Genomic DNA, 24,282 nt, shown 5'->3' with positions numbered 1-24,282 from the left:
AATTTTGGCTTAATCTACAAAATAAATATGATCTTTGGGTTGCAAGACAAAACCACCACCCTATTTCTCGAATACCAGAACTAAGAGCTATAGGTTTTTAGGAAGCTTAGGGATCTTCTGTTTTGCAAGGAATGTACCTTTTTTACCCTCTCCTGTAGCTAAAAAGCCAGAAGATAGTGTATCCTTATCGGGCCTTCTTACACCTAAATCAAGCCATGACTTATAGTGCTCCCAATGCAAATGATGCTCCTCTAAAATAGCTCTTACATCCTCTTCTTTTAAAAAGTCCTCTGTAACAAGAAAGGCTTTTTTACTTTTAGTATGCCGCTCACCCTGTTTGTGCAAATATTCTCTTCTTGCAATAATTTCCAAAGCAGCTTTTTCGCACTTAAAAAGCGCAGTAAGCAGTTCAACAGAGGCAAAATGGATATTGATTATACCTTTTTTGTGATGCTCTTCTATAGTTACAAACTCTAATAAAGAAGGGTAAGCGCCCTTACTTCTATCATCTTTTCTGCTTTCTGTGCCTTTTAAAACCTCATACCAAACTTCTTGTAATTCCACATCTTTCAAGTCAACACTTGCAAGGTCTAAAGTAGACTTTAATTCTATTTTATGAGGATCTGGCTTGAATGTTATTTTTTCCATCAGGGCTTCTGCTAGCCTATGAGATGTGTTTTTATTCTGATTAAAAAATAAATGATCACCATACAGTCCATCAAGAAGGCGGATAAATACTTGATAATACCCATCCTTTTCCATTTGCTGTATTCCCTGAGAATATTCGTTAAAAACTTTTTTAAGATTTAGCTTAGCGTTAAATTCAGGAAATTCTAAATAGAGTAATTTCTTATTTGGAGTAGATCTCGGCCTTTTTTCTCCCTCAGATTTATTTTCTCCTCTTGTTTCTTTATGAACCTCTACAGCCATACGTTGAGCCATAAGATTTGCATCTCTTATCGCATCTTTCTTTCCCAAATAGACTTTAAAACGCGCATCTGTCATTTGAAAATTTTCTATGCGGAAGTAGGTCGCTGTTGAAAAGAGCATCAAAAAACCAAGTGTCCAAACAATCACTACCACTAACTTTTCCTCACACAAATTACAGGCGCAGATAAAAGAACAGGAAATGACAATTTAATTAAGCATCCATTTACATTTTGAACGACAATAATTTTTACACTTTGAGGAATAGTTTTAAAGTCTTTAAGCCACTCATAAGAATAACCTAAGGGGGGTAGAATATCTTTATTGATAGTCTCTGTATTCACCGGTAAAAATGTTTGTGCAGGGGGCGTGTAAAACTCGAACTCACATGATTCAACAGATTCAAGAAGTACTTCTGTTCTCCCTCCACTTCTCTGTGAAAGCGGTCTTGTATTCAAATAGAGAGCTTTATCTTTAAAAGAGAGCGTACCCTTTACTTTTCCTGAATAACTTGGATTTTTATCGATACCATTATCAAAAGAAAATACAAGTGCCCCCTTTTTATCTGTAAAAAATAATATATCTTTCTCATCGATTTCTAAAGCACCAAGCGTCGTAGAAATCCTGTGATATGCCCACATCTGTTCTGTAGTAATCTTCTTAGAACGCTCACTTTCTTGAGTAAAAAATACAGACTGCAGATAATTTGAGAACAGCATTGTAGAGAGCAAAGCAAATAAACTCAAAGTGATGAGCACTTCAATTAAAGTTATGCTATTTTTTTTCATAATCTACAATAAACCTGTAAGGATAGGCGTAAACTCTTTCCTTTGACTTTTTAAGGGAAAATAAAATATCCAAATCAATAATATTCAACCCACTCTCTGTTTGAAGATTCTCTTCTGCTTTTGGCGCATCTTTAATGACGTAGGAACGCTCAAATAATAGCATTTTTCCATGACCTAAATACACCTCTGCAGGGCTCTGCAAAAACTGTACAACACCTTTCTTTCTTACAAGCTCTGGGCTTTCTTGAACGATTTCAGAGACTTCCAAATAAGAAAGATCGGCCCACCTCTCTAACTGAACCTGTTCAAACCATTTTGCTTCTTCTTGATAAAGACGTACATGCGAGACTAAAAGCGGAACAATGCACAAAAGAGCGATCGTTATCGCAACAAGCATCTCTAAAAGCAAAAAAGAACTCTTTCTTTTTTTATGATAATTTTGATACACGCTTTGGCTTCTGTGAAAGAACAATATCGACACTTTTATCCTTCATATTCAACTGTAATATGCCTCGTTTCTCAATTCGTCCCCCATTCGTAATCTGAATTTTAAGGCGCTCTCTATTTTCACCATTCAATGAAAAAGAGGAAATTGTATCAAAAAACTTATCTTGAGCAAGTAACCACTTTTCTTGGTTCATTAAGGGGCTACTTGATGTCATAACACACGATAAACCCTCTTTTTTCTGTGATAACAGCAAGGTAATATCAGTTCCAAAATTTGCAGAACACTCTTTAGCAAAAAGGATCTTTTCTAAAATAAGAGATGCGCTCTTTTCAAAACGATCTTGCTTTAATATTTTATGAATTTGAAAACCAACGCCCCCAAGAGATACACTCAACAAAGACACACTTAAAAGTATTTCTAGAAGGGATAAACTTTTTTTTCTACGCATTAGCTACTTACTACTACTGTCTTGGAATTATTGACTTTGATGTCATCTCCCTCCACTGTAACCGTGTAGGGTTTTCCCCAACCATCCTTTATTAGATCCTCTGGCCTACCAGCAAGAGGGGATTTCCTAACAAAAGCCTCCCAATCTTTTTTAACTTCTTCAATATCTGTACCCTCTGCAACAGCAAGCATCAATATGTTATGTATCCGATCTGCACCCTCTTTGCTTTTAAACTCTTTTCCCTTATCTAAACTTCCTTTAAAGTTATAAGCTAAAACACCACCAATGATTCCAATCAAAAATATCACAATCATGATCTCTATCATTGTTACAGCACTTTTTCTTTTTTTCATCTCTATTCTCCCATTAAGATGCTCGTATCTGTCAGTGGCAAAAGGACTGCCAGCATAACAATTCCAACAACAGCTCCCATAAAAATTAAAATAATCGGCTGAGCTATCGCTGTATAACGAGCAATATTTTTTTCTACTTCTTCTTCATACATTTCAGCCATTTTCTGATACGTAACAACACTACTGCCACACTCCTCTCCAACAGCAAGCATCCTGTATACAAGTGGAGGGATAAGAGAGGATTTTTTAAGCTCTATACTTAACTTACTGCCCTCTACAATCTTTTCTTGCGCATCTGCAACAACTTTTTCAAGAGGAGGAAAATTCATGACTTCTCGACTCATAAAAAGCGCTTCTAAAAGGCTCACGCCACCTTTTTGAAGAGTTGCAAGCGTTCTAAAAAACCTTGCAAGGGCAACTCTTACAAATATCATCTTCAACATAGGGATTCTTAAGATAAGCTCATACGTGATTCTTGATTGCTTAATTGCTCTTTTCTTCCAGAAAATAAATGAAATAACTAATGCCAAAAACAATAAACTCACATCCCCATAATTTCTTGCAAAAAGACTTGCCTGTAAAACAACATAGGTGAGTCCCTCAAGTTCTTTAGATTCAAAAAGCGCTTCTATCGAGGGGATAACAAAAAAGAGCAATAGCATAATCACAATAGAGGCAAACCCCAAAAGAATCATGGGATAAATAAGAGAATTTATAATTTGTTTTTGCAACTTCAATTGTTTTTCTAAATAAGCACAAATTTCTACAAATATAGAAGACAGCGAACCGCTTAACTCGCCAGCTCTTACCATAGCAATATAGGTTCTATCAAATAAATGTGTATATTGTTCTAGGGCATTTGAAAAAGATGATCCTCTTTGAATATGTTCACAAAGGCCCAAAAGAAGACGATGCCATTTTTTATCCTTAAACTGCCCTTCTAAAGTAACAAGGCTATCGTACAGAGGAAGTCCCGCCTCAAGCAGTTGCCTTAGTTGTTGTGTAAACGTTAAAAGCTCTAACTTAGTAAAGCGCACAAAAGCTTCTCTTTTCACTTGCTTAAGCTTAGTTAACACAAGGCCTTGCAAGCGAAGCACGCTTCTTACATCTCTCTCTGTATGCGCATCTATCGCACCAGAACACTCTTTACCTTCTGCATCTACTGCAAAATAGTTAAATACCGGCATTTGCTTATACGATCTACATTTACTAACTAAAACTCAGACAGAATTAACTAATTCTTATTAAAATTCAAGAAAAAAGTGCTATGAGGAATTCCCTCAGCGGGAATTCTTGGAAAAATCTTAAAATAATTATCCAAGGAGGAGGATTAACTATAACTGTGAGGAGCGCAATCGCTTGCGCTGCGAATCCTCTTTGTTCTAGGCGAATGCCTTAGAACACTATAACGCAGGCCTTCAGCCTGCAAATCATGTTTTGAAACAACCTAGGGCGTGTGCCCTAGGCTTTTATAATACAGGGCGATGCCCTGAAAATTACGTTTGCAACCATTTCAGACTGAAAGCCTGATCTATAAAAGCCTAGGGCAGCCTCCTAGGAAAGCTCAAAAAACAATAGCATTGAAAAAGGGATTACAGTATTTCAAATGCTGCCGCCAAATTGTAATGATTTTTTAAATTTTTTCCAGGAATTCCCGAAGCAAGAGCCTCTCTTTCAATAAAAAAAATTGACAAACAACAAAAAACACGCTATAATAACTTTTATTTTACTTAAATAATGGATATTAAGATGATTACACAAATATTAGAATGCACATACAGAGCTATCAGACGACAAAATTATGAGTCTGCATATTTACCACAAGCAATACCTATATTAGGTCCTATTGTTTCTATACCAACAGCTCTTATTTCAGGAACTATGATGATTGTAAATGTGGCTCAGCTCATCTTTCAAAAATTTCAAAGGAACCCTTCTTTTCAATCACAAAATGAAAAGAAATATGAAGTACACCGAAATGATGCACTTGATCTTAGTATAATATTTACAAATAATGTGATTAATATATGTACTTTAGGTATTTTAAATAATTGTTTTGTCAATTATGTTTTATCTAATATTAACTGCGGCTAGATCTAAAGCACTTAATCGAGTAGGGATCTTCACCCTGTAAATTATACATACAACCATTTCAAGCAAGAATCCAGTATATGAGAAAGTATACACAAACAAATTCAAGAATTGGTTTGTGTATATACTACCTGCTTCTTCTTAAAATTTACCAGGAGGCAATGAACCCTAATGCACTAAAAGTGTTTATCTGCTAGAGTTGTACAATTTACAATAAATTCTTTTGGACAAATAGATGAATCATAAGCTTCATGAAACAGATCGAATCAGGCAAGATTTTTTAAATTATTTTAAAAAGAACGGCCATGCCATTATCCCTTCTTCGCCTGTTATCCCTCATGATGATCCAACTCTTCTCTTTATCAATGCAGGGATGAACCAATTTAAAGATGTCTTCCTTGGAAAAACCGTAAGGGACTACAAGCGCGCTGCAACAAGCCAAAAGTGCATCCGAGCAGGTGGCAAACATAATGATTTAGATAACGTAGGCCATACAACAAGGCATCTAACTTTTTTTGAAATGCTTGGAAATTTTTCCTTTGGCGACTACTTTAAAGAGCAAGCAATCCAATTTGCATTCGAGGTCTCAACAGAAGTATTTCAGTTTGATGCCTCCAATATCTACGCCACCGTCTTCAGAGAGGATAATGAAGCGTTCGAGCTCTGGAAAAGATTTTTACCGGAAAATAGAATCTTTCGCATGAATGAGGATACAAACTTTTGGGCAATGGGAGATACAGGCCCTTGTGGTCCTTGCTCAGAACTGCTCTACGACAGAGGATCATCCTTTGGTTCTGCTAAAAACCCCATTGAAGACACAAGCGGAGAGCGTTTTTTAGAATTTTGGAATCTTGTTTTCATGCAAAACAACAAAACAAATTCTGGACAATTAGAAGTTCTTCCAAAACAATCTATCGACACAGGTGCTGGCCTTGAGCGCGTTGTTGGCCTTAAAATGGGTGTAAACTCCATTTTTGCAACAGATATTTTACGCACCATCATTGCATCTGTCGAAAATCTATCCGGCATTCGCTATGAAAATGAACATGCACCACTTGCTCCTGCTTTCCATGTCATTGCAGACCACTTGCGATCAATCTCTTTTGCTATCGCTGATGGCGCTCAACCAAGCAATGTAGAGCGAGGTTATGTTCTTCGAAAAATATTGAGAAGAGCTGTTCGTTATGGACGTATCTTAAAATTTGAAGAGCCTTTCCTTGCAAAAGTACTGCCTACTCTCATTGACACTATGGCAGATACATATAAAGAGCTCAAACAAGCAGAAAATCGCATTGCAGAAATTCTTTCACAAGAAGAAGAAGCTTTTTTCCGCACCCTAAAGCGAGGAGGCAATCTTTTAAATCAGGTCATTGTACAGGCAACAGAAAAGGATCATATGATCAGTGGTGATGATGCTTTTAAATTAAAAGACACCTATGGACTTCCTGTAGAAGAAATTTTACTTATCGCAAAAGACAACCACCTTGATGTCGATTTGAGTCGCTATCAACACCTAGAAAAAGAAGCTAAATTACGCTCCAAAGCAACTCAAAAAACAAATGAAGTCACACTCTCTGAAAACTTCTTTGAAGAACTTGCAAACAAGGGCACATCTTCCTCTTTTGAGGGATTTACAAATGTATCTCTTGAAGCCACAGTCATGGCCATACTTTCTGACAAACAACTTGTATCTCTTGCAAATGAGGGTGACAAGGTTTCTCTCATTTTAGACAAAACACCTTTTTATGCAGAAAAAGGTGGGCAAGTAGGAGATACAGGAAGCATAAAAGGCTCATCTTTCTCTTTTTCTGTAGAGGATTGTAAATCGCCCTATCCACAAATTATCCTCCACAAAGGCCTTGTTATAAGTGGATCTGTGAAAGTTGGCGACAAAATCTCTGCTCACGTGGATCCTTTACGCCGTGAAAAAATTCAAAATAATCATACAGCAACACACCTCTTACATTGGGCTCTACACAAAGTTTGTGGTGAGCATATCAAGCAAGCTGGTTCTTTAGTGGACGATGCACGCCTTCGCTTCGATTTTAACCACCATAAAGCACTGACTCTCCAAGAACTGCAATCCATTGAAGATCTTGTCAACGAAAAAATCCGCAGCAATACCCGCATTGAAACTTATGAAATAGGTTATGATGAAGCGCAAAAAAAACAAGAAATCAAGCAATTTTTTGGAGATAAATATGGCCAACTAGTACGTGTTGTAGACATTGATTATTCTAAAGAACTTTGTGGAGGCACCCACACAAACTTTTCTGGAAATATTGGTTATTTTCGCATTATCAAAGAAAGTAGTATTGCAGCAGGAGTTCGACGCATTGAAGCTGTCACTGGTAAAGAGGCTGAAAACTATGCAAAAGAACAGGAATGTTCTCTTATAAATGTAGCTAACCTCTTAAAAGTTCCCTCTACACAAGTTGTAGAAAAGATGGAAAAAATTGTAGAAGAAAACAGAGAACTTCATCAAAGCATAAAAGCTATGAAACAAGTGCTTTTACAAAGAGCAGCAAATGCACTTCTTGCACAACAAGAACTTATCGATACAATTTCTTTTGTAGGAGCCTCCATTACAGTTGCTCAAAATGAACTCAAAGACCTTGCTGAGATCATTTTAAAAGAATTAAAAAGAGGTGTTGTACTTCTTGCTGTTCCAGAAGAGAATAAATGCTTACTTGTCATGCGTATTTCTTCCGATCTTGTTAAGGAAGGTCTTGATGCAAACAAGCTTGTAAAAGAACTTGGAGGCATTATCGACGGTATTGGCGGAGGAAGACCCGATAGTGCTCAATGTGGTGGTAGGTTACCAGAGAAACTACCAGAAGTTTTTGCCTTTGTCAAAAAACGTCTAAAAAAATAGTTACCCATGAAAGGTATTAACTTTCTAAAAAGCAAAAAGCTTCAAGAGTTTGCAGCGATTCTAAAAGAAGGCAATGACATTGTCATTGAAGGCTTATGGGATACTCCAAAAGCTCTTCTTGCAACCATTGCCCGCGAATCTACGCAAAAAAATATCCTTATATTAACAACTGGCACAACAGAATCTCACCTGATACAAGACTTTGCCTACCTGATAGAAGAAGGGGGTTTGTTGGAAATTCCCTCCTGGGAGACTCTTCCAACAGAAGAGATTGCACCAAGCCCCGATGTTGTAGGAGAGCGCACACTTGCCCTTAAAAACCTTCTTCATCAAAAAAATGCCTCTATTGTTGTCTGTCCATTGCAATCGGCTCTACAAAAGGTATTAGAAAAAAAAGCATTATCTCATCTACTCATTCATCTAAAAGTAGGCTCTGAGCAATCTTTTAAAGGATTTCCTACAAAGCTTCTTGAAATGGGCTACGAACAATTCCCTGTTGCTAACGACAAGGGGCAATTTGCCATTCGAGGAGGCATATTAGATATCTTTCCCGTCTCATCACCAGATCCCTTTCGTATCGAATTCTTTGAAGATGTGATCGAATCCATTCGAATCTATGATCCTATCGGCCAAAAGTCGATACAAAAGATTAGTCATGTCGAAATTACCCCTGCAAATGAAAAGTTACTTTTGCAAAAAAACAAGACAGTATCTCTTCTAGACTACCTTGGAAAGGGCACTCTCATTTTAATGGATGATTTACACGCTCTGGAAGATAAAGCCATTCAAATAGCACCAAGCACAACATCTCATACTTTTGCGTCCTTTAAAAACTTTTTAACAGAGAGCAAATCCCTTCAGAAAATCTTTATCACAAAAAGCACCCTAGAAGAATTAACTGAAGTGTCTCTCTTAGAAAAGCAGGCAAAAGCCTACTCTGATAATGCTTCTGCTACAAAAATTGCTTTTTCTATGTTTGGAGAGGATTATACAGCCCTTCGTTGGAGACACCCCTTTGTAACATTTACAGACCTTCTTTTTACAGAAGATGAAGACATTTCGCAAGAGGCTCTCTTCTTCAAGCTTAATGAATTTAAAAGTAAAGATATCGAACTTACTGTTCTTTCGGACACAGAAAATGACGAAGCTACTTTTAGAAAAAAGATAGATGCAGACAAGATTTTACTTCCAAGCAAGACACATTTTCAAAGAGGGTACCTATCTTCTGGATTTTATATTAAAGATGCAAATCTTGCCATCTTCCCTCTGACAGAACTTTTTCATCGCTATAAAATAAGAAGGCAAAAAAATAGAAGTACATTCCATACACCTCCATCAGAGCTTTTAGAATTGGAGCCAGGAGACCTTGTTGTCCACTTTCACAATGGAATTGGAAAATATCTTGGAATTGAAAAAAAACCCAACCACAATGGCATTGAAACAGAATTTCTTGTCATCGAATACGCTGAAAAAACAAAACTCTATGTTCCTATACATAACGCTTATCTTATCAATAAATACATTGGAACAAGTGATGCTCTTCCAACACTTCACTCCATCAATAACACTAAGTGGAAAGCTCTCAAAGCAAAAACGGAGGGATTGATTCTTGGGTATGCTCAAAAGCTTCTTGTCTTGTATGCAGAAAGATCTCAAAACAAAGGATTTGCCTTCAAGGAAGATAGCCTTGATATGCATCTTTTTGAGCAAGATTTTCCCTACATTGAAACAGAAGACCAAAAAACTGCCATCGCAAAGTTAAAGCAAGAAATGACCTCTACAAAGTGCATGGATCTACTTATTTGCGGAGATGTTGGCTATGGGAAAACAGAAGTTGCCATGAGAGGTGCTTTTAAAGCAGTAATTGATGGCTCAAAACAAGTTGCTGTACTTGTTCCAACCACTTTGCTTGCCATGCAACACTTTGAAAGTTTTACAGAACGTTTTCGCAATTTTCCAGTACGCATTGGCGTATTATCTCGCTTTCGCACGCAAAAACAGATCAAAGAAACCCTCAAGGAGCTACAGAAAGGCACTCTTGATATTGTAATTGGTACACACAGACTGATTAGTAAAGATGTGCACTTTAAAGATTTAGGTCTCATCATCATCGATGAAGAGCAGCGCTTTGGGGTAAAAGCAAAAGAGCATCTAAAAACCATTAAAACTGGTGTTGACTGCTTAACGCTCTCTGCAACACCCATTCCACGCACGCTTTATATGTCTTTGGTAGGAGCACGTGATATGGCTGTAATCAGCACACCTCCTCAAGACCGCTTGCCTATCAAAACCATACTCGCCAAAAATGAAGATAGCATCATTCAAACAGCCCTTATGAGGGAGCTTGCAAGGGATGGACAAGCATATATCATCCACAACCGTGTAGAATCCATCTTTGATGTAAAGGCGCGCATTTCCAAACTGCTCCCAGAAGCGCGCATACTAGTTGCTCACGGGCAAATGTCTGCTGACGAAATTGATATTACTTTCCATACATTCAAAATGGGTAATGCAGACATCTTAATTGCTACAACTATTATAGAAAGTGGTATTGATATTCCTAATGCCAATACAATTTTAATTGATAGAGCAGACAAATTTGGTTTGAGTGACTTATACCAACTACGAGGAAGGGTTGGCAGATGGAATAGGCGTGCTTATTGCTATTTTTTAACACAACAAAAACACGCTCTTTCAGAAATTGCAAACAAGCGCCTAATTGCCCTATCTCAGATCAGTGGCTATGGAGGAGGCATGCGCCTTGCAATGAGGGACTTAGAAATTAGGGGCTCTGGCGACCTTATTGGCACTGAACAATCGGGACATGTGTCTAGCATCGGCTTTCATCTCTACTGCAAACTTTTAAGGCGTACAATGAACTCTTTACAAGGAAAAGGGAATACTCAAGTTGATGTTAAGTTAGAATTTCCACAAGATGCGCGATTTACAGATGAATATATCAGCGAAACACATCTTCGTATGGAGCTTTATCAGCGCTTAGGAGAACTCTCCTCCCTAGAAGAAGTTGATGAATTATTCAACGAAATTCAAGATAGGTTTGGCAAACTACCCATTCAAGCTGTGTGGCTTTACCACTTTAGTAGAATCCGCATGATTGCATCTAAAAACAACATAGCCTCACTGAAGCTTCAGTCGATGACACTTACAATAGAAAAACAGATAAAAAACAAAACCGAAACACGAACAGTGATCTTTTCAGCCCCTAAAACGGCAGAAGCCTTTGAAAAAAAGATTATTGAAATAATCTCTTAAAATTCAAAAGCAGGTGATTGATTGTAAAGCTCATAGCCCAAAGGCGGTAAAAACGCAAGCGCATGCGCTGCTATATAACATAAAATCTTAGTCGCACTTGTGGCACGGATTTCTGCTTCCGTACTCAATGAAGGATAAATATCGAATGTAAAACATGCTGCCAAAGCAAACAACGTAGCAATAACAGCATCTGTTACAAAATAAGCAACCCCAACAACAACCGCTGAAAGCAAATGCGCAGGGACTACTACAATAGATCTGCCCACCATTTCTAAAACACCTCGAGTGCCCTCAGAACAAGGTCTATTATAATGATTTTTAAGGTCTTCAAAAGAGTTTCTTAAAACATCTGATCCCAGCGGAATAGAAACTATTGACATCTTCTACCTCTAATATTTAGTAATATCGAGCGATTGTAATAAAATAATATTAAGAAACAATAAAGCTCGATTAATGCGCACTGTTTCTCCAGCGATGCGCTCCTTTTACGTGCTGCTGCTGCATTTTTTTCATCATCTGTGTGATAAGCACACCTTTTTCAACGTGATCTTGTGTATAATTGTCAAAAACATGCTGTGAGCTTTTCTTTGTTTTTATACCACTATGATCAAGGGGAAGATCAGAAATTAATAAAAGAGCACCCAAGGGAAGCTTTCTTTTATAGCTTGCAGAAAACAAAGTGGCACACTCCATCTCAATTGCTTGTGCACGACTTGCCTTTAGGCGGTCTTTAAACTCTTCATTAAATTCCCAAAAACGAATGTTTGTTGTATGCGTAATTCCAATATGATAATTGACCTTTAAGTCATCAAGCACTTGAGTTACAGAGCGTTGCATTAAAAAGTTTGCAAGAGCTGGAACTTCTGGCGGATAATAAAAGTCCGATGTGCCCTCCCCCCTAATTCCTGCTACTGGGACAAAATATTCTCCAACTTGATAACGCCTCCTAAGACCTCCACACATACCAAGCATAAGACATGCCTTTACTGGTAAAAAAGAACACAAATCAACAACGAGCGCAGCTACTGGCGACCCCATTTTAAAATCTAAAATACTAACATCTTCTTTAGGACTGTGAGCTACCTTAAACATGGAGCCCTCAATCATAGGAACGCCTCTACTTTCTGCAAAATACTTAACATAACGAGGAAAGTTTGTAAGCAAAAGGTAAGAGCCAAATTCATTAATACTGCATCCACAATAGCGCTCCAACGAGTCTCTTGCGATCTGTGCCTCTAAACCATGCGCATCTATAACTTCACCACTCATCACTCTCATGCTCCTTATTTTTTATGTAAGATCTTATCAAAACAAAAGCACAAAGTATACACAAACAATTGAGTTGAAGAGCGTACCTTTTTTTGATAGACTGCCTCTAAATTTAAAATAGACTTCTTACATAAATTACTCATGTTACGCAAGAGGTCTAATACAAAAAGGGGAAAATTATTATGGCGCAACAAGTTAATGCGACCGATTTAAGAGCGGGTTTTAAAATAGAGCTGGAAGGTCAACCCTACACTGTTGTTACAACAGAATTTGTAAAACCAGGAAAAGCGCAACCCTTTAGTCGCATCAAACTCAAGCATCTTCTAACGGGAAGAGTGATTGAGCGTACCTTTAAGACAGGTGAAAAAGCAGAAGTTGCTGACGTACAAGAGTCTTCTATGCGCATGCTCTATAAAGAGCCAAATGGCGTTGTGTTCATGGACGATACAAGCTTTGAACAAGTAACCATTCCACTAAGTGCCCTTACAAGCGTTGAAGACTGGCTCATGGAAGACCAGATCTACTCTATTGTCACTTATAAAGGCGCTCCTATAACTGTAGAAGCCCCTACATTCATGGAGTTAACCATAACAGAAACATCCCCAGGCGTACGCGGGGATACTGCTTCTGGAAGAGTCATGAAACCTGCAACACTTAGCACGGGCGCCAAAGTACAAATCCCTATCTTTGTAGAGGAGGGTGAGCTTGTAAAGTTTGATACGCGTACTGGTGAATACGTCTCTCGCGTTAGCAAATAAAATGCAAAATATCGCCTATCTTAAAGATCGTGCTCTTATGCTAGAAAACGTAAGAGCTTTTTTTAAAGAGAGGTCTGTGTTAGAAGTAGACTGTCCCCTTGCAGGAAGTGCTGCATGCATTGACTTACACATCGATTTATTCAAAGTATGTTCTCGTCATTATCCTGATTACTATTTACACTCTTCTCCAGAATATTTCATGAAAAGACTTCTTTCTATGGGAATGGGTGATATTTATCAACTTGCCCACGTCTTTAGAGATGAGGAGTGTAGCCCTATACATAATTCAGAATTTATGATGGCAGAATGGTATAGAAAGAACTTTTCCTTAAATGACATGATTGAAGAATCGCTCTCTTTCATCGAACTATTTCTTGGTAAAAAATCTATTTCTACAATCAGTTATAGAGAGGCTTTTTTAAAGTATTTAAATCTCGACTACACTACAGCATCAAAAGACAACCTATTCTCTTGTCTTAAAAATCAAGGTGTCGAGCCCTATAAAGGCCTTGAAAATGAAGATAAAGATGCTCACCTTAGCTTAATACTTGGAGCACTCATTGAGCCCCACTTTAAAAACCAAGAAATCATTGTCTTTAAACACTATCCGGCATCGCAAGCAGCTCTTGCAAAGACAATTGTCCTCAATGATGGCGAAAAAGTAGGAGAGCGCTTTGAAATCTACTACAAAGGCATAGAACTTGCCAATGGCTATTTGGAATTAACACACGCAAAAGAGCAGCTAGAGCGCCTACAAAAAGCAAATTTAGAGAGAAAAAATCATGGAAAAGAAGAGCTGCCCATTGATTATGCCTTTTTAAAGGCACTTGAAATGGGTCTTCCAGAATGCAGCGGCGTTGCAATTGGTTTTGACAGACTCATGATGTTAAGACACAACCTCTCCTCGTTATCTAAAATTCTACCCTTTACTTTTTTAGAGGCTTAAACTAATGAATAAGACTGAAATTATACCCGGCTTTTTGTTTGATATGGATGGCGTTCTTGTAGACTCCTCTGCCATCCACTTTGAAGCGTGGCAAATGCTCGTGCAAGAATACCCTCAATTTGCTATCTCTTATGAAGAATTTCGCCGAACCTTTGGAATGACAAACAAAGAAATCCTTGAAATTTGCCACCCAAAAGGGGATGACAATGCATACGCTTTTCTTGGGACAAGAAAAGAAGAGCTATTCAGAGAGCTTTGCAAGACAAAATTAGAGCTCTTACCTGGCATTGAGCCTTTTTTACAAGAATTGAAAACTAGAAACTTTTCAAGAATTATAGGGTCTAATGCTCCCATTGCAAATCTTCATTTTTTTCTAGAATATACAAAGCTTGGCAATTATTTTGATGCCTTTGTATCTGGAGAGGAAGTTATAAGAGGAAAACCATCTCCTCATGTATATTTAGAGGCAGCAAAACGTATTGGAAAAGAATCTAGCGATTGCATCGTTATTGAAGACTCACCCCATGGCCTCGTTGCTGGCACGCTTGCAAATTGCTTTGTCATAGCCCTTGGCACAACAACACCTGTTGAGCTTTTAAACCCCAAAAACTTATTCGTAAAAACGCCTCTCGATCTAAACCTCAACTTTGTTTTAGAACAGTGGCAACGCTACAAAAACTCATGAAACTATACACAAACCAATTCTTGAACTTGTTTGTGTATAAGCTCAAAGAGCTATCTTAAAGATTCTCGAAATCTAAAATCACATTTTCCAAATCATTACCTGGCTGATTCAGATTCGTACCCAACGTAACACTGCGAGAGGCTGTACTTCCACTGATATAGCCAGAAACACCTGCAATTGATTCAGGAACACGAAATGATATATCTCCACCGCTCGCTTTTTTTAAGCGCTTGTTAGAAAGTGCTGTTTTCTTAGATTTTCCAGCTGTTTTTTTGTTCTTTGGAACTTTTGTGACTCTCTTCATCATCTACTCTATTTTTACAAGCGCATTAAATATTAAAATATTTAATGCGCTATTTTACGTAAAGTAATTCTTAAACTTATTTATGCACACCTTGTTTTTGTCTTGCATTCTTTCAAAATTTTCTTCTTTCAGAAATGCCCTTTCTGTATCATGCTTTCCTTTAAATTGTAGAAGTTCCGCTGAGATTTTAGGAGAATGGGAATCGCCAATGAAACATTGTTTAACGAGCTTAGTGTTAAGTTTCTGTTGCTTTCTACAGAGCGCAATCGCAAAAGAAAGTCCTGTTAGCAGTACATACTTGGGGTCAAGAGAAGGAGATCCTGCAAGCTTAGTCGAAAATGTAAGCACGATTCATGGCGATTATACGGAGGTTGAAGTTGATCTTACGGTCTCTTCTCCAGACTCGCTCATCCTATCTAGATTCTATAGCAGTAAAGATTCTCTCCAAACAGCTAATTTTGGAGGATGGCGGTTCAACCCACACTGTTCTCTCTCTACTCAAAAAGATCCAAAAGGCAAGTCCTATACGACCGCCGAGGGGAAATTTGAACGTACCTATGTTTATGTCGGCAATTCTGATGGAACAATTCTGACGTACGTCGGCTGGCAAAATACTACAAACCCATCTAAGAAATCCTTATTTAAAATTGATCCGGAAGGGGAGGTAGCGGGAATAGCGAATACAGCTAAGGGGACTATCAGTTGCTGGACAAACCTCAAAAATAATGAACTCTATTTTGACCCCCAAACGAATGGCTTTGAGCTGCTACTCTGTTCTGAAGGAAAGCGTTTCTATAGCAAGCACCCTTCCCTCAATGTCTATTTTATCACGCAAGAAGTTCTTCCAAGCGAAAATAAAGTGTTCTATGAGTTCGATGAAAAGGGACAGCTCTCTTTCATCAAAGAAACCAACGCTTCAGAAAAGAAGGTGCTAGCCTGGATCAAAATCGAATATAAAAATGGAATTCACATCGAGACAAGCGATGGAAAGTCCGCTGATTACCATTTTAGCCAAGACTCCTCTGGAGCAATGCTATTGAGTAAGGTCATTAGGTCTCACAAGCCCAGCTTATCCTACCAATACCAAGTTGTAGGAAACCAAGCTCTTTTGACTAGGAAAACTCTGCCTGAGGGACGGTTTGTCCAGATCGACTATCACAATGATAAAGGACAGAAAAACAAGGTCAGATCCGTGACTACTCCAGCCGGATCAGGAAGAATGGCAAGCGTTCTATTCTCCTATGGAGACGATTATACAGAAGTCGATGGTCCTGGAGAACGCAAGGCAGTATATCGATTTGACGATGATTATCAGCTCGTTGCCGTAGAACAATACCTAGATGGATCTCCTTATCGGATTCACAAGAAATCATGGGGGACGAAAAGCGATGCTGGGAACCTCATCTCTACTTCCGTCGAGGATGCAAGTGGTAACATTTTCTATTACAAGTACTTCACTTACGATAGCAAAGACAAAGGGAATATTGTTGAGGAAAGAGAATATGGGGATGTCATAGGTCTAGGAGCTACCTCTTTGAATGTTGATGACAGTGGCCTTGTCACAAATCAAGATGGGCACATCAAGAACTATGCCTATTTCTCTGGCAAAAACACTCATGGATTTTTTCAAACAGATGCCAAGGGGACCGGTGTCAAATATTGGTATAAAAAAGGGACCAATATTCTTCTTAAGAAGTTCATTCTGACGAAAGGATCTTCTGACTTGGAAGAGGAAGACTATAAGTCAGGCATAAAAGAGAGGCATTTTTATGCTTACAATGATGACGCTGCTCTTATTCAGGTCATCGTCGATGATGGCAAGGAAGGAACGCTTAAAGACGATTATGGGGTTACAGAAAGGACTGTCACTCGCATTCTACCAAAACAAGAACTTCCGAATGTTGGAGCACCTGAAGTAGTTGAACAGAAATACAGCTCTACAGATAGGAAATCAGAATTCCTCCTAAAAAAAACTATCAATCAATTCGATGGGCAGGGAAACATCGCTTCTCAGGCCATCTATGATGCAGATGAAAATCATTGCTATACGCTTACCAAGAGATATAGCCAAGGATTGCTTGTTTTCGGGACGGATCCTCTCGGTAATGAGACGCACTATTCTTATGATGGAAACCAAAATCTAATCCTCGAAACCCACTCTGACACAGGAGTTTCGATTGAATATGGCTATGACTTAAAAAACTTACCTATTTATGCCCGGGAGAAAGACCGAACGGGTAATCGATTTGAAACGCAAGTCACTTATGACCCTGCAGGTCACAAACTCTCTGAACTCGATCGATACGGGAATGAGACGATCTATACCAATGATTCTCTCGGACGGCCCGTTCAAATTACTTATCCGGAAACCGGCGATGGTGCTCATTCTTCCGTAAGACCCACATACACTTATGCTTATGACTTATTCGACAATCCTATCTCTGTAACAGATCCAAAGGGAAGAACACTCGCAAGATCCTATAACGTCCATGGAAAGCCCATCGAGATCAACCACCTCAATGGAACCAAGGAGATATTTAGATATGATAGCGGTGGCAATCTGCACCACTATTATGGGGCAGACGGCCTTCTACAAGTGTTTGCTTATGATTATAAAGGAAGGTTAAATAAGCTCGAGCACTTTAAGAGGGGGAATAAGAGTTCTAATTACGGCTTCAAAGAAACAACCTGTAGCTATGGAGCTTTCCATAAAACGTCGGAGACAGATGCTAGAGGAAAGCAAACGACCTATACCTATGGCTATTCAGGACGTTTAGCAAGCTTAAATAAAGACAAACAGAAAGTTGAATTCATCCATGACAGCCTTGGCAGAACTCATGGAGTCAAAAAATGGAAATCTGCCAAAACCTTCACCTTGGATATCAAAGAATACGATCTTCTAGACAGGGTTGTTGAAGAGCGTACTGAAGATCAAACAGGCAAAGTTCTGCTCAAAAAAAGATACGTCTACAATGATGCGAGGCAGCTAGCTCAAGTTATCGGTTATCCACAGAACAAAGAAAGCATCCTACTCAAATATGAATATGATGGATTCGGTCGCCTCTACAAGGCAACCAATGCTGCAGGGCATACATTAACTATCGAGTATGATGACACTTTTGTTAATGAATGGGGTCAAAGAACATGTAAACGTACCTTGATTGACCCAATAGGCAATCAGACCGAAGAGATCTTTGATGTAGACGGTCGATTGATCAAATTGACTAAAACAGATAAATCAGGTCAGACCCTGGCTGATTCTGAGTCTTATTATGACAGTTTAGGAAACCAAATTGCTCAGAAAGCTCTTGTTCTTTCTGCCAATGCACCCACTGGTATCTATGAAACAGAGTGGACCTTAAACCAAGCCGATCAGGTTGAATCATTCTCCTTAGGAAAGGGAACTCCAGAAGAGCGTACCCTACGATATGAGTACAATTCTTATGGAGATATCGCGGCAAAATATAATCATGGCGCTAAAGAGCCGATCACCTATCGATATAACAATGAAGGCAATCTAGATGTCATCTCTTATAAAGAAGGGAAAAATGAGATCGACTACAAGCTTTCTTACGACCACCATAAAAATATCACAGAGGTCTACTTAGATTCCTCCTTTACAATTAGCTATTCTTTCGATGCTCACGACATGCCTCTCACTGAAAAGATTAAAGATGAATTTGGATCTTATCAGGTGGGCCGCACTTATGATGGAGAAGGAAAAATTCAAATGCTCCAATTTCCGGATGGCTCATTTGTTGAATACTTCTATGAGGGACCTTTTGTAAAAGAGGCTAAACGTTTTAGCAAGGACAAAAAGGAGCTCTATAGCTATCAGGTGGTTTCAAGAGACCTGATGGGTGATATTCTCGAGGAAATCTTGCCAGGCCATCTGGGAGGAAGAAAACAGACCTGGGATGAAGCCGGACGCAGAATAGAGATATCGACAGACTTCTTGCAAGATCGAGTCTTAGAAGGCGGATACGATCCTCTCGAAAATATTAAAAAACGAGAGACTGTCCTAGACGATGAAACCGATACCATCGACTATGATTACAATACCTTAGCCCAACTTATCCTCGAGAAAGGGGAGATCGAACACAAGTATTCCTATGATTCGATCGGAAATCGCCTTCAAAGGGACGGATCAGCTTATAAAGTTGATGGCGTCAATCAACTCATAGAGGCTGAAGGAGCTACCTATACCTTTGACCCAAATGGCAATCTTGCCACCAAGACGATGGGCACCAGAACATGGACCTACCGAAGCAATCATCTAAATCAGATCATCTCTATCACAGACCCTGACCAGAATACCGTCAAATTCACTTATGACCCTAGTGGCAAGCGTCTGACCAAACGAATCGAATCTAAGGGCAAAAAAGCGAAGATACTTCGTTTCTTCTACTTAGGAGATACAGAGATTGGCTCGGTAGATGAAAAGGGCGTCATCATAGAACTAAAAGTCCCTGGCAATCCCAACAACCCCGAAGCCCCAAGCATTGCCATCGAAATCAAGAAAGAGACCTACGTTCCTCTTTATGACCTGCAAGGAAATATTACCTGTCTTCTCGACCCTCAGAGGCGAAAGATTGTAGAAACTTACCGTTATTCTGTTTTTGGAGAAGAAGAGATCCTCAATGAAAGAGGGCGTGCTATTTCTGATTCCTCTGCTGGTAATCCCTGGAGATACCGTGGCAAACGGGTGGACAAAGAGGTCGGTCTTATGTATTTCGGCTACCGATACTATAACCCCGAAGTAGGAAGATGGATTAGTCCCGATCCATTAGGCACTATCGATGGACCTAATCTCTATGCTTATTCTCGCAACAACCCCATGAAATATGTCGACTATTTTGGCTTGAGCTCCGCACTCGATGAAAATTGTTGGTGTACCCAACATGGACATCCCGGGTGGCATAATGCTCCTGAAGGGTGTGTTTGTATTTGCGGCAAGAACGGAAGCGCATACTCTACAGGGAGCTATCGAAGCAAAATAGGCAGCGATATTAAGAGCGCTATCTGCGGCGTCAGTCACGGAGTAGTGGACTTTGTGGTCGGCTCTCTCCATGACCTGCAAACCACCGCCACTTACATGGGGGCAACAGAATTGGAAATCAGCCTTCAGGATCGTATTCAAATCATAGAAGCCATTGAACAGTCGCAAGCCGATCAAATTGCTAAAGTCGGGAACTGGATGATGGATATGCTCTCTATCGATGAATCTGATGCCGTTTACCATTCTTTTCGTTCTAACACCACACTGGGTCTAGAAGTTGGATCTATGATTGCTGGAGGATATGGCGCTGTTAAAGGAGTGATTGGTTTTAGCAAGTTAGCCAAAATACCTGTACAAATAGCTAAGCTAGGGGCTAAAGGAGCTCGTAGCGTTGAAGGTGTCCTAAAAGTAGGGAAATTTACATATACTGATACGGCTGCAAAACATTTTACCGAATTTGTTAAGAAGGGACCTAATGCTGGTAGATTATCGCGACCATATATGAAATCACAATTAACGATAGAAGAAATTATGGCTGCTGGAAAACCCATACATGATCCAGGGGGAATTCCTGGTGGTTTACGTTGGGATGTTCCTGGAGCTTTGAGAGGAAGTGAAGGAACATGGGAGCTAGTCATACATCCAGAAACAAACGTGATTTATCATTTTAATTTTAAGTAGGTAAAAGATGAAATTTCTTATTCAAAAACCTCAAAAAGACCAAAATTTTTCTCTCATTTATCGGCCTGAAGATTACTCATTTGATGTAGAGCCTCTTAATGGAACTGGAGACACATCAATTATGATTAATGACCTACAGCTAGAAATTGATCATGAAGGAAAAATTATGTATGTATGGGGGTTATGTCCGTTGATTAAATACGAAAAAACGGATGAATTTCCCTTTAAATATAAAACTGGCAGTCTAGTTGCCTTACTAGATAAACCTCCTGTTCTAGGCATTTCTTATAGATTGAATGAAGATCAAAGATGGCCGATTTATATTAATAGGAAAAAAGGATGGGTTTGTCTTGGAAACCCAAAGACAAAAGATAAACAACTGATTGAATTTGCTCCTAATTGCGTTGCTACGATGGATGGACAAGAGCTTATTGCGGTCTGGTTACACCCAGAAAAACTTCCTGTATGCAATGGCGTGTGAATGCTAAACATCTTAACTTTCAACTCTATGAAATTAAGCATGCCCCATCTGTTGGTTTTTACCTTTAATAGAGTATGAAATGAGGAAAAACAAGAAATTCGAAATTATGAATGAAAGAATTTATCCAATAGATGTCAAACCGGAGTAGAGTAATGGATGAAGAAATATTCAGTTTAGTCCAAGAATGCACAAACAAATATTATGTCGAAGATCTCAATGAAACAGAAGTAGAAATTCGCATTAGAATACCAAAAAAATTCAGATCACTTTGGCTTAGTAAACTTTCAGATTTACGAACCACTGAAAAAGAAATAGATGAATATAAAGATGGCGAGGAAAAATAAAACATAAATATAGCAGAATTAGAGATCAGCCTTAGGAAAATAAATGAAGATGAATGAACACCAACATCGATTATGGAAAAACATGATTGATTTAATAGAAGGTTATCTTAATAACGAAACCCAAGATTTTTACGGTATAGTTGGCAAGCTTGAAGGAGCACTAGATGCTTCTGAAATCAAAGATAATGATCTGATTAATCAATGGTATAACTTTTGGGCACCTCTTGAAACTCGTCGAGCTGTAGAGGGTAAAGAAGTCAACAGGGCTAAAGCCGTACAAGAACTGATAGCAATGAAAGAGTTTCTGGTAAAGCATCTATGAAAATATCTATGCACAAAATGGATTGATGCAGGGCCCGAACATCGCTATTATTTTACAGAGAAATAATTATGAAATGGCACGCCAAACTCGATTCTCTTACGTCTAGGCATTATGAGATTAAACATGACCCCCTAGTTGGTTTCTATCTCTACGTGTTTGAAGACGATAAATGTATAAGAGACTATCTTCAGGACACATTAGAACTAGCGATGGAATGTGCATGGGAAGATTTCGGAGTACCGAAAGATGCATGGAAAAAGGTTGAGATTGAAACAAGAAATTAAAAATGACAAAAGTTATCCATGTCCCTGTTATAGCTTCTTGCCTTTATCAGAAGGTTGGTCATTAGAAGAACAGATGAAGAATACCTCCAAGGAGTACCTGTGAAAAGAAATACGAAATGCGGTTTTCCGTGGCTTTGCCTACCTTTGATTCTCTTTGTCACTACAGGAGCTCTAGCCTCTAACCAAGCCGCGCACTCCGAAAGCCTTACTGAAAAATTTGCGGATGAAACGGCACATATTGTCAAAGACTATATAAGCTTTTTAAATGGTCAGGAATCACCTCTAACAAAACAAATTTCATCGTATACGACCGAAGAATATGGCGCTTTTGCTGCACCCTTGAATAAGCTTAAGCAGATAATGGATTCCTTCAAACAAGAAACAAAAACCTCCGATCAAGCTATCAGAGAAGTCGGTGATATCTTCAATGACGGTGTATTTTTTGATTTTTTGAAACTCATCGATAAGAAGAAAAAGCTCGAAAAACTTTCTGCTTTTATTGAAGAAAGCGAGAAGAGGGCAGCACAAACACAATCCGACTATAAGACATGGTTATCCTCCTCTCCAGACATTGATGATATTTCCCGTAAATATTTATTGGAAACACACTACAAAAATGCTAAGAGAAACGAATTCTTCAGAAAAGAAACTTACAAAGTTAAGAAAAATCTGACTCAAGAATTAATAAGTCTGCTTGATTTTCTGTCTAAAATTTACGGGACATATGAGAAAGGAGAGTCTCAAATCATTTGCGCTGATGATCGCAATGTCTCGATTTTAAATGCCCATTTTGAAACGGTTGCAAAATTGGTGAAAGAAGAGGAAAAGTTAACTCTTCAATATAAACAATACCTCACGGAGTTAGCGGGTCCTTTATCTATAAACGATCAAGACATGAAGAGAATGCAGCAACAGACTGCAAATACTGAAAAAGAGCTGAAAAGTATATTTAATTGTTTTTCGGACAATGAATCTTCAAAAACAATTTCCACTTCTCCTCATACCACTGAGAAATATGGTCCAGCAGCAGCTATATTAGATCGATCTCAACAATTTATGAATCTTTGCAAGAAAGAAGCCATCCTATTGGACAAAGAGATCGGTGATGCAGCTTTTGAGCTTATTTGTTCGGAGGAGGTATTTTTCGATCTCACTAAAATCGCCACAACCAAGAACAAACTGGAATATCTTTGTGTCGTAATAGATGGGAGTTTGAAGAGATTGGAGAAATACAGATCAGATCTTATGCAATGGATATCCTCTTTACCACATCTTGATGGAGAACAGCGTAAAAATTTCGCAGAAGACTTCACTAAAAATGAACCTGTCCTTGGGAGGCGGTCTTTTGCTATCAAAAAAGAGATGGCTGCTGAATACATCCATCTTCTCAATTTCCTATCAATGAGATATGGGACTTATAAGCTCATTAATGACAAAAAAACATTAGTATTCTCTTCTGACCTCGAAGACAAACTCTATCAATCTTATATTAAAAAGATCAATAAGCTTGTTAAGGAAGAAGATGAAATAACATTCCTGATTGAACAGCGACAAAAAGAAATTTTTAAATAAAAAATAGTGAAATTAAATTAATTACAATATCGTATAAATTATTTGTACTTTGTGTCAAAGAGCAGCGAGAACGACCGTTAGCGTCAAATAAGGCCATCTAGCAATTTAATGAGCTTTTACTAGCCATCCATTGATCAGGCAAAAGCTCATATAGCTTTTGAGAATTATGGGACATAAGACAACGCATGACGTCCTCAAGATATTCACGTGGATTAACTCCGAGAGTGCGGCAGGTTTGAACGAGAGAGAATATAATGGCAGCAGCTTCTCCACCATCCTCGTTGCCTACAAACAGCCAATTTTTTCGACCAATTGCCAGTGGTCTTACAGCACGCTCTGCTACGTTATTATCCATTCTTGCAAAAGCGTGATTGGTGTAGTTTTTGAGATGAGGAATAAGGCTACAAAAATAACCTAGAGCCTCTTTAAGCTTG

Annotated in this window: 22 protein-coding genes; 12 read left to right on the top strand and 10 right to left on the bottom strand. The window is 38.6% G+C overall.

Annotated elements, in window-relative coordinates; genetic code table 11:
- Positions 1 to 87 precede the first annotated feature (87 nt).
- Genes P4L16_03425 through P4L16_03400 form a run of 6 tightly spaced genes read right to left on the bottom strand, consistent with a single transcriptional unit; the run spans position 88 to position 4,151 of the window.
- Positions 88 to 1,083, bottom strand: a complete 996-nt coding sequence (locus P4L16_03425; protein ID MDR3624175.1) for a hypothetical protein — start codon at positions 1,081 to 1,083, stop codon at positions 88 to 90.
- Positions 1,083 to 1,715 (bottom strand): DUF1494 domain-containing protein, encoded by a 633-nt coding sequence (locus P4L16_03420; GenBank protein ID MDR3624174.1) that lies wholly within the window; start codon positions 1,713 to 1,715, stop codon positions 1,083 to 1,085. Before P4L16_03420 ends, P4L16_03425 begins: the two co-directional genes overlap by 1 nt.
- On the bottom strand, positions 1,702 to 2,124 hold the full coding sequence (locus P4L16_03415) for a hypothetical protein (GenBank protein MDR3624173.1): 423 nt from the start codon (positions 2,122 to 2,124) through the stop codon (positions 1,702 to 1,704). The genes P4L16_03420 and P4L16_03415 overlap by 14 nt, the downstream gene beginning before the upstream one ends.
- A 19-nt stretch (positions 2,125 to 2,143) precedes the next feature.
- A complete protein-coding gene (locus P4L16_03410) occupies positions 2,144 to 2,611 on the bottom strand; it encodes a hypothetical protein (GenBank protein MDR3624172.1) in 468 nt (155 codons plus the stop codon).
- The gene (locus P4L16_03405) at positions 2,611 to 2,964 is read right to left on the bottom strand and encodes a type II secretion system protein (protein MDR3624171.1); all 354 of its coding nucleotides are present in this window, start codon (positions 2,962 to 2,964) and stop codon (positions 2,611 to 2,613) included. Before P4L16_03405 ends, P4L16_03410 begins: the two co-directional genes overlap by 1 nt.
- A gap of 2 nt (positions 2,965 to 2,966) precedes the next feature.
- A complete protein-coding gene (locus P4L16_03400) occupies positions 2,967 to 4,151 on the bottom strand; it encodes a type II secretion system F family protein (protein MDR3624170.1) in 1,185 nt (394 codons plus the stop codon).
- A 562-nt stretch (positions 4,152 to 4,713) separates the two neighbouring features.
- On the opposite strand from P4L16_03400, the gene P4L16_03395 reads away from it, so the two are divergent.
- The 3 genes from P4L16_03395 to mfd all read left to right on the top strand — a co-directional run bounded on the left by P4L16_03395 (position 4,714) and on the right by mfd (position 11,203).
- Positions 4,714 to 5,058 (top strand): hypothetical protein, encoded by a 345-nt coding sequence (locus P4L16_03395; GenBank protein MDR3624169.1) that lies wholly within the window; start codon positions 4,714 to 4,716, stop codon positions 5,056 to 5,058.
- A gap of 232 nt (positions 5,059 to 5,290) precedes the next feature.
- A complete protein-coding gene (gene alaS, locus P4L16_03390; GenBank protein ID MDR3624168.1) occupies positions 5,291 to 7,930 on the top strand; it encodes an alanine--tRNA ligase in 2,640 nt (879 codons plus the stop codon).
- 6 nt (positions 7,931 to 7,936) lie between these two features.
- A complete protein-coding gene (mfd, locus tag P4L16_03385) occupies positions 7,937 to 11,203 on the top strand; it encodes a transcription-repair coupling factor (protein MDR3624167.1) in 3,267 nt (1,088 codons plus the stop codon).
- Here the strand turns inward: mfd and P4L16_03380 are convergent.
- Complete coding sequence (locus P4L16_03380) at positions 11,200 to 11,583, bottom strand: hypothetical protein (GenBank protein MDR3624166.1); 384 nt, start codon at positions 11,581 to 11,583, stop codon at positions 11,200 to 11,202. The genes mfd and P4L16_03380 overlap by 4 nt on opposite strands.
- 70 nt (positions 11,584 to 11,653) lie before the next feature.
- Positions 11,654 to 12,472 carry an AMP nucleosidase gene (locus P4L16_03375; GenBank protein MDR3624165.1) on the bottom strand — a complete coding sequence of 273 codons (819 nt, stop codon included), beginning with the start codon at positions 12,470 to 12,472 and terminating at the stop codon, positions 11,654 to 11,656.
- A gap of 182 nt (positions 12,473 to 12,654) precedes the next feature.
- Here P4L16_03375 and efp point away from each other — a divergent pair, with 182 nt between their 5' ends.
- The 3 genes from efp to P4L16_03360 are packed head-to-tail and all read left to right on the top strand — an operon-like array spanning position 12,655 to position 14,861.
- Positions 12,655 to 13,230, top strand: coding sequence for an elongation factor P (efp, locus tag P4L16_03370; GenBank protein MDR3624164.1), 576 nt, complete (start codon positions 12,655 to 12,657; stop codon positions 13,228 to 13,230).
- 1 nt (position 13,231) lies between these two features.
- Positions 13,232 to 14,176, top strand: a complete 945-nt coding sequence (gene epmA / locus P4L16_03365) for an EF-P lysine aminoacylase EpmA (GenBank protein ID MDR3624163.1) — start codon at positions 13,232 to 13,234, stop codon at positions 14,174 to 14,176.
- Between the two features lie 4 nt (positions 14,177 to 14,180).
- The gene (locus P4L16_03360) at positions 14,181 to 14,861 is read left to right on the top strand and encodes an HAD family phosphatase (GenBank protein MDR3624162.1); all 681 of its coding nucleotides are present in this window, start codon (positions 14,181 to 14,183) and stop codon (positions 14,859 to 14,861) included.
- Between the two features lie 55 nt (positions 14,862 to 14,916).
- Here the strand turns inward: P4L16_03360 and P4L16_03355 are convergent, their stop codons facing one another.
- Positions 14,917 to 15,168: a hypothetical protein gene (locus P4L16_03355; GenBank protein ID MDR3624161.1), complete on the bottom strand. Its 252-nt coding sequence runs from the start codon at positions 15,166 to 15,168 to the stop codon at positions 14,917 to 14,919.
- 295 nt (positions 15,169 to 15,463) lie between these two features.
- On the opposite strand from P4L16_03355, the gene P4L16_03350 reads away from it, so the two are divergent.
- From P4L16_03350 to P4L16_03325, 6 genes are all read left to right on the top strand, one after another.
- Complete coding sequence (locus P4L16_03350; protein ID MDR3624160.1) at positions 15,464 to 20,845, top strand: RHS repeat-associated core domain-containing protein; 5,382 nt, start codon at positions 15,464 to 15,466, stop codon at positions 20,843 to 20,845.
- A gap of 7 nt (positions 20,846 to 20,852) precedes the next feature.
- The gene (locus P4L16_03345) at positions 20,853 to 21,326 is read left to right on the top strand and encodes a hypothetical protein (GenBank protein ID MDR3624159.1); all 474 of its coding nucleotides are present in this window, start codon (positions 20,853 to 20,855) and stop codon (positions 21,324 to 21,326) included.
- Between the two features lie 152 nt (positions 21,327 to 21,478).
- Complete coding sequence (locus P4L16_03340; GenBank protein MDR3624158.1) at positions 21,479 to 21,670, top strand: hypothetical protein; 192 nt, start codon at positions 21,479 to 21,481, stop codon at positions 21,668 to 21,670.
- Positions 21,671 to 21,713: 43 nt separating this feature from the next.
- The gene (locus P4L16_03335) at positions 21,714 to 21,992 is read left to right on the top strand and encodes a hypothetical protein (GenBank protein ID MDR3624157.1); all 279 of its coding nucleotides are present in this window, start codon (positions 21,714 to 21,716) and stop codon (positions 21,990 to 21,992) included.
- Positions 21,993 to 22,060: 68 nt separating this feature from the next.
- Positions 22,061 to 22,276 (top strand): hypothetical protein, encoded by a 216-nt coding sequence (locus P4L16_03330; GenBank protein ID MDR3624156.1) that lies wholly within the window; start codon positions 22,061 to 22,063, stop codon positions 22,274 to 22,276.
- Positions 22,277 to 22,375: 99 nt separating this feature from the next.
- Positions 22,376 to 23,848 (top strand): hypothetical protein, encoded by a 1,473-nt coding sequence (locus P4L16_03325; GenBank protein MDR3624155.1) that lies wholly within the window; start codon positions 22,376 to 22,378, stop codon positions 23,846 to 23,848.
- A 97-nt stretch (positions 23,849 to 23,945) separates the two neighbouring features.
- Here P4L16_03325 and P4L16_03320 read toward each other — a convergent pair.
- On the bottom strand, positions 23,946 to 24,282 hold a 337-nt coding region (locus P4L16_03320), incomplete at its 5' end, for a transposase (protein ID MDR3624154.1).

The organism is Chlamydiales bacterium (assembly GCA_031292375.1).
Lineage (GTDB): Bacteria > Chlamydiota > Chlamydiia > Chlamydiales > VFKH01 > JARLHF01.
This window is presented reverse-complemented; position numbering and strand designations above follow the sequence as displayed.

What these genes read in the sequence shown, in the direction of transcription:
- P4L16_03420 (MDR3624174.1), bottom strand. Translation starts at nt 1,715, where the DNA reads ATGAAAAAAAATAGCATAACTTTAATTGAAGTGCTCATCACTTTGAGT.
- P4L16_03410 (MDR3624172.1), bottom strand. Translation starts at nt 2,611, where the DNA reads ATGCGTAGAAAAAAAAGTTTATCCCTTCTAGAAATACTTTTAAGTGTG.
- P4L16_03405 (MDR3624171.1), bottom strand. Translation starts at nt 2,964, where the DNA reads ATGAAAAAAAGAAAAAGTGCTGTAACAATGATAGAGATCATGATTGTG.
- P4L16_03400 (MDR3624170.1), bottom strand. Translation starts at nt 4,151, where the DNA reads ATGCCGGTATTTAACTATTTTGCAGTAGATGCAGAAGGTAAAGAGTGT.
- P4L16_03395 (MDR3624169.1), top strand. Translation starts at nt 4,714, where the DNA reads ATGATTACACAAATATTAGAATGCACATACAGAGCTATCAGACGACAA.
- alaS (MDR3624168.1), top strand. Translation starts at nt 5,291, where the DNA reads ATGAATCATAAGCTTCATGAAACAGATCGAATCAGGCAAGATTTTTTA.
- mfd (MDR3624167.1), top strand. Translation starts at nt 7,937, where the DNA reads ATGAAAGGTATTAACTTTCTAAAAAGCAAAAAGCTTCAAGAGTTTGCA.
- P4L16_03380 (MDR3624166.1), bottom strand. Translation starts at nt 11,583, where the DNA reads ATGTCAATAGTTTCTATTCCGCTGGGATCAGATGTTTTAAGAAACTCT.
- P4L16_03375 (MDR3624165.1), bottom strand. Translation starts at nt 12,472, where the DNA reads ATGAGTGGTGAAGTTATAGATGCGCATGGTTTAGAGGCACAGATCGCA.
- efp (MDR3624164.1), top strand. Translation starts at nt 12,655, where the DNA reads ATGGCGCAACAAGTTAATGCGACCGATTTAAGAGCGGGTTTTAAAATA.
- epmA (MDR3624163.1), top strand. Translation starts at nt 13,232, where the DNA reads ATGCAAAATATCGCCTATCTTAAAGATCGTGCTCTTATGCTAGAAAAC.
- P4L16_03360 (MDR3624162.1), top strand. Translation starts at nt 14,181, where the DNA reads ATGAATAAGACTGAAATTATACCCGGCTTTTTGTTTGATATGGATGGC.
- P4L16_03355 (MDR3624161.1), bottom strand. Translation starts at nt 15,168, where the DNA reads ATGATGAAGAGAGTCACAAAAGTTCCAAAGAACAAAAAAACAGCTGGA.
- P4L16_03345 (MDR3624159.1), top strand. Translation starts at nt 20,853, where the DNA reads ATGAAATTTCTTATTCAAAAACCTCAAAAAGACCAAAATTTTTCTCTC.
- P4L16_03340 (MDR3624158.1), top strand. Translation starts at nt 21,479, where the DNA reads ATGGATGAAGAAATATTCAGTTTAGTCCAAGAATGCACAAACAAATAT.
- P4L16_03335 (MDR3624157.1), top strand. Translation starts at nt 21,714, where the DNA reads ATGAAGATGAATGAACACCAACATCGATTATGGAAAAACATGATTGAT.
- P4L16_03330 (MDR3624156.1), top strand. Translation starts at nt 22,061, where the DNA reads ATGAAATGGCACGCCAAACTCGATTCTCTTACGTCTAGGCATTATGAG.